The organism is Microbulbifer mangrovi, assembly GCF_002009015.1.
Taxonomy (GTDB): Bacteria; Pseudomonadota; Gammaproteobacteria; order Pseudomonadales; family Cellvibrionaceae; genus Microbulbifer; species Microbulbifer mangrovi.
The window spans coordinates 1-429 of sequence record NZ_LZDE01000039.1; the positions used below are offsets into that span (position 1 = coordinate 1).

General features: G+C 47.3%; 1 protein-coding gene. It reads right to left on the reverse strand.

What is annotated here, in order from left to right; translation table 11 throughout:
* Positions 1-62: 62 nt before the first annotated feature.
* Positions 63-386, reverse strand: coding sequence for a hypothetical protein (locus tag B4U49_RS18750; protein WP_143735411.1), 324 nt, complete (start codon positions 384-386; stop codon positions 63-65).
* Positions 387-429 lie beyond the last annotated feature (43 nt).

Sequence of the window (429 nt, forward strand, 5' to 3'; positions counted from 1 at the left end):
ACGTGCACAAGGTAAGCTGTCCCACGGAGGGCCGTAGGCCCGGAGTAAATTGCCCGGCCTTGTTAAGAGTTGCCGCGGCCATGGCTCACGCTGTCCTCAAATAGGTCTTTGTAAGCTTCTAGGTTATAACCAGGATACGTCTCGCAAATAGAAAGATGATGTCCCCAAAACTCTTCTTCGTTGAACTCGCGAAAATCAGAGACGTTCGCGGACATAAGTTTGCCGAACCACTCCGATAATAAAGCTATCAACCTTAACGAAGAATTAACCTGACTAGCTGTACCCAGATTTAAAGTGCCGACCTTTAAACCGGAAGAAATGCTTTGAATTCCAGCATAGCCAGTTAGTCCCAGATGTCTGTATGCAGATTTTACCGACTCATCCATTGTTATTTTTTACTCTGACTCTTAACGCCGTGCGCAGCGGCGG